Origin of the sequence: Trichocoleus sp. FACHB-262, assembly GCF_014696035.1 — a bacterium.
GTDB lineage: Bacteria > Cyanobacteriota > Cyanobacteriia > FACHB-46 > FACHB-46 > Trichocoleus.
Genome location: NZ_JACJPK010000043.1, coordinates 1 through 3,851 on the forward strand (window position 1 = coordinate 1; position 3,851 = coordinate 3,851).

5 protein-coding genes are annotated in these 3,851 nt (G+C 49.6%); 4 read left to right on the forward strand and 1 reads right to left on the reverse strand.

Annotated features, from left to right (window positions below; translation table 11 throughout):
- Positions 1–274: 274 nt before the first annotated feature.
- Positions 275–490, reverse strand: a complete 216-nt coding sequence (locus H6F68_RS08965; protein ID WP_190558282.1) for a hypothetical protein — start codon at positions 488–490, stop codon at positions 275–277.
- Positions 491–939: 449 nt separating this feature from the next.
- On the opposite strand from H6F68_RS08965, the gene H6F68_RS08970 reads away from it, so the two are divergent.
- From H6F68_RS08970 to H6F68_RS08985, 4 genes are all read left to right on the forward strand, one after another.
- Entirely contained in the window at positions 940–1,722 is a 783-nt protein-coding gene (locus tag H6F68_RS08970) for an SDR family oxidoreductase (protein ID WP_190558284.1), read from the forward strand.
- Between the two features lie 2 nt (positions 1,723–1,724).
- Positions 1,725–1,877: a hypothetical protein gene (locus H6F68_RS08975; protein WP_190558286.1), complete on the forward strand. Its 153-nt coding sequence runs from the start codon at positions 1,725–1,727 to the stop codon at positions 1,875–1,877.
- Positions 1,878–1,958: 81 nt separating this feature from the next.
- Positions 1,959–2,261 carry a DUF6582 domain-containing protein gene (locus tag H6F68_RS08980; RefSeq protein WP_190558288.1) on the forward strand — a complete coding sequence of 101 codons (303 nt, stop codon included), beginning with the start codon at positions 1,959–1,961 and terminating at the stop codon, positions 2,259–2,261.
- A 101-nt stretch (positions 2,262–2,362) separates the two neighbouring features.
- The gene (locus tag H6F68_RS08985; RefSeq protein ID WP_190558290.1) at positions 2,363–3,628 is read left to right on the forward strand and encodes an HhoA/HhoB/HtrA family serine endopeptidase; all 1,266 of its coding nucleotides are present in this window, start codon (positions 2,363–2,365) and stop codon (positions 3,626–3,628) included.
- Positions 3,629–3,851: the final 223 nt, after the last annotated feature.

Sequence of the window (3,851 nt, forward strand, 5' to 3'; positions counted from 1 at the left end):
CGCTTCTGGTTGGGATGTTCGTCTCACCATCTTTTGGCTTAACCCCTAGCTCACGCTCTGGTACTAGCCTATCTGTCTCTCTCCCACTTCTCCAGCTATCTTTGCCACTCTAGAAAAAAATAGCGGCAGTTGGTGCCCAGTAGAAATCCCCTGTCAGGGATACGAAGGGCTTCTCATACGTGCCAGTTAAGGGCGACGGGGAATTTCTCAGTATTCCAGTTGAGGTCTGAGAGTCAGCGATCGCTTCTCTTCCAATAGAAGTCCTAACTTGTTTTTACCTCTCTTTATACGCTTGCAAAAGTGCTGCTGCTGCCTCATTCCGGGTAGAGTGAAGTTCTCCACTCTTACCCAGCGATTTCCATCTCCAAGGAGTTTCAGCAGGACCGTCCTTGACCACGATGCCTTTACTTTTACCGTCCAGGCAGACTTCCCAACCATCAGGAGCACGTTTGTAGCTCCAAGGTCTCTCACTCTTTTTCTTTTTGACCATCTTCTTTAACCTCGTTGACGCACTGATCTAAAACTGCCTTCACCCGCTTGTACTGTGATAACCGCTTGCTAGCTCTTAGGGCTGATATCGATTAGCTGAATTTTGCTGCGAATAGCCCTCAATGAAGTTGTCCGGTAATGCAATCTCGCTAGGCAGCACCAATCAGGATCGCCACCATTTTCGCAGAACTCATCACACCCGGTAAACCTGCTCCGGGATGTGTCCCAGCTCCTACACAATAGAGATTCGAGCTGTCTTCGCTTTGGCTATAGGGACAGCAGCTCTATCGCCTGGTTAAACGTTCCTTTCCAGCTTTCTGTTGCCCCCTGAGCCTATCGGTAGCCGATCTGTGGAAGATCGGCATGCTTCTGTGGCTGATTCCTCATTTTGGTCGAGGAAAAGCCAGTTTAAGCTTTGTAACGTGTAACTATTCTGTTTTTTGTCTGGCTATGACAACAGCTCTTATCACTGGAGCGTCTGCAGGTATCGGCACTGCTTTTGCTCAGGAACTGGCGGCTCGTAAAACTGATTTGGTTTTAGTGGCTCGTTCTGAAACGAAGTTGCAGCAACTGGCACAGCAGTTGCAAGATCAGTATAGGATTCACGCCGATGTGATTGCTCAAGACTTGACTGCACCCTCAGCAGCAGCATCGGTCTTTGATGCCGTCAAACAAAAAGGATTAAACATTGACCTGCTGATTAACAATGCCGGTTTCGGTCAGTATGGAGCCTTTGTAGAGCTAGATGGAGCACAGCAATTGCAGGCAATCCAGCTCAATATTCTCGCTCTCGTTGATTTAACGCACCGGTTCCTACCAGACATGCGTCAGCGCGGTCACGGCAACATTGTCAATATGGCTTCTACTGCCGCATTTCAACCGATCCCTTATTTCGCCATTTATGCCGCCACCAAAGCGTTTGTGCTCAGTTTTAGTGAGGCCCTCTGGGCAGAAAACCGTCGGTATGGGGTACGAGTCTTGGCAGTTTGTCCGGGGCCGACAGATACAGAGTTTTTCCAAGAAGCCAATTTTCCATCCCGATTGGCAAAGCGGGCCGCTCAAAACTACACGTCAAAAGAAGTTGTGGTGAAAGAAACCCTAGCCGCTTTAGAGAAGGAAGCATCTAATATTGTGCCGGGTGCTGTCAGCAATCAAATCCTGGCGAATTTATCTCGATTTCTACCCAGAGACACCGTGGTTAATTTGATTGAACCCTATTTCAGAAAAGGATAGTGATGGACATTCCCAATGGATTGGTTAACAAAGTCCTTGACTACTTGCTGCGTCAAGCGGATGCAGGGGATACAGAAGCAGAAGAACTCTTGGACGAACTGAATGAGTTGAACGAATCTGCGCCAGCAGACGAAGCATTGAAATCAAGCGAGTGATGACACTGAGCGATCGCCTGTTCGCTTTACAAGCTGACAACGCCTAAAAATTGGCCTGATCCCAATAAGAGAATCAAATCAATGGCAACTCAACCGACCTGGAAACCCCATACCGAACCTGGCAAACTGAGTGCCAAAGACCGCAAAGAACTACCAGATAGCGCATTTGCGTTTCCCAACCAGCGAAAAGCACCCTTAACCAATGCCTCCCACGTTCAGAACGCCTTGGCTCGCTTTGACCAAGTTCAAGATGTCACTGACGCAGAGCGAGATTTAGCCTTTGCCAATATCCAAAAAGCGGCTGAGCATTATGGGGTTCACGTGGAAGAGAAAAGCTGGCATGAGCTTGGCCAGAAGCCACACACTAAGAATCCAGCACATTGAGGATAAAAAACGACGCAACTTCAAAAGCAGTCTTTTCCAATCGCCCAGCTATCCTCAGCGATAGCTCATCACAGAAGCCACTTAGAACAGAATTAAGCACCATGCCCAGCGATCGTAACTTCGTCACTCTTGACCTTAAACCTTCCGATTCCACTCGCAAAGCTGAGCCGCGAGCCATCCTTTGTCAGCGTTGGACACAGAGACTAGCAACTTGTCTGTTAATTGTATTTATTAGTCTTGGTATGGGGTTTTTGAACCACAACTCTGCTCAAGCGTTACCACCTCGCCTAGGGAGCTTGCCACCATTTGAGACAGGGCAAGACAAGGGTATTCTGCTGGCGCAAAATAGCGTAGGAGATAACTTTGTGACCGCAGCCTTAAATAAAGCAGAAGCAGCCGTGGTTCAGGTGAATGTGTCTCGCACCTTAGCGGGAACCAGAAATGTACCGGGTTCCCTCAGACCTTTCTTGGGCGGAGGACAACCCATGCCATCGAATAGCCGTGTGTTGCGAGGCATTGGTTCTGGATTTGTCATTGATTCCGATGGGTTGCTCCTCACCAATGCTCATGTAGTCGATGAAGCTGATACCGTGACCGTGTCTTTTCAGGATGGTCGCATTTTAGAAGGGCAGGTGCTGGGCAAAGATCCGGTCACAGACGTAGCCGTGATTCGAGTACAAGCCGAGAACCTGCCTACCGTCACCCTGGGGGATTCTGATACCGTTCGGCAAGGGCAGTGGGCGATCGCGATTGGTAATCCCCTCGGGTTGCAGGAAACGGTAACTGTGGGTGTGATTAGCGGCACTGAACGCTCGAGTGCGGCGATTGGCATTCCAGATAAGCGGGTTGGCTTCATCCAAACAGATGCGGCGATTAATCCAGGCAACTCAGGGGGACCCCTCCTAAATGCAGCCGGAGACGTGATTGGCATCAACACGGCCATTCTTCAAGGAGCGCAAGGACTGGGCTTTGCCATTCCGATCAACACAGCCCAACAAGTGGCCCAACAGCTGATTACAACGGGACAGGTTGAACACCCTTATATTGGGGTGCAGATGGCGACACTCAATCCACAGGTGAAGCAGTTTATCAATACCTCTGCCAATAGTGGCATGCAGGTTGAAGCCGACCAGGGAATTTTGGTGGTTCAGGTGCAACCCAACTCACCTGCGGCGAGAGCAGGCGTGCGAGTCGGAGATGTGTTTCAAACGGTTGCTGATCAACCGGTCACCGAAGCCAGTAAAGTGCAACGACTCATCGAGAAGGCGGGAGTTGGAGGTAAGCTACCCGTACAGCTGCAACGTAACGAGCGAACAGTGACATTGACAATCCAACCAGAGCAACTTCCCCCAGTGGAAACTCGCTAGCTTAGATCGCGGCCGCTCAATTGATATTACTGGATCAGGCAGGCATCATGAATTTGCTAATTTTTGAAGCGGCTGGGGGTATATCCTTCTTTTGTTACTACGGTGAGAAGAAATTAACTTGGGAATAGCTGTGATTCTAGCTGACCTATGCTTGAGCAACGAGATCCGGTCGCAACCGTTAGCTTTATTGATGACTACTGCCAACACTATCGAGGCTGCTTTG

Excerpts from the sequence above, each read along its gene's own strand:
- H6F68_RS08970 (WP_190558284.1), top strand. The coding sequence starts at position 940 with ATGACAACAGCTCTTATCACTGGAGCGTCTGCAGGTATCGGCACTGCT.
- H6F68_RS08985 (WP_190558290.1), top strand. The coding sequence starts at position 2,363 with ATGCCCAGCGATCGTAACTTCGTCACTCTTGACCTTAAACCTTCCGAT.
- H6F68_RS08975 (WP_190558286.1), top strand. The coding sequence starts at position 1,725 with ATGGACATTCCCAATGGATTGGTTAACAAAGTCCTTGACTACTTGCTG.
- H6F68_RS08965 (WP_190558282.1), bottom strand. The coding sequence starts at position 490 with ATGGTCAAAAAGAAAAAGAGTGAGAGACCTTGGAGCTACAAACGTGCT.
- H6F68_RS08980 (WP_190558288.1), top strand. The coding sequence starts at position 1,959 with ATGGCAACTCAACCGACCTGGAAACCCCATACCGAACCTGGCAAACTG.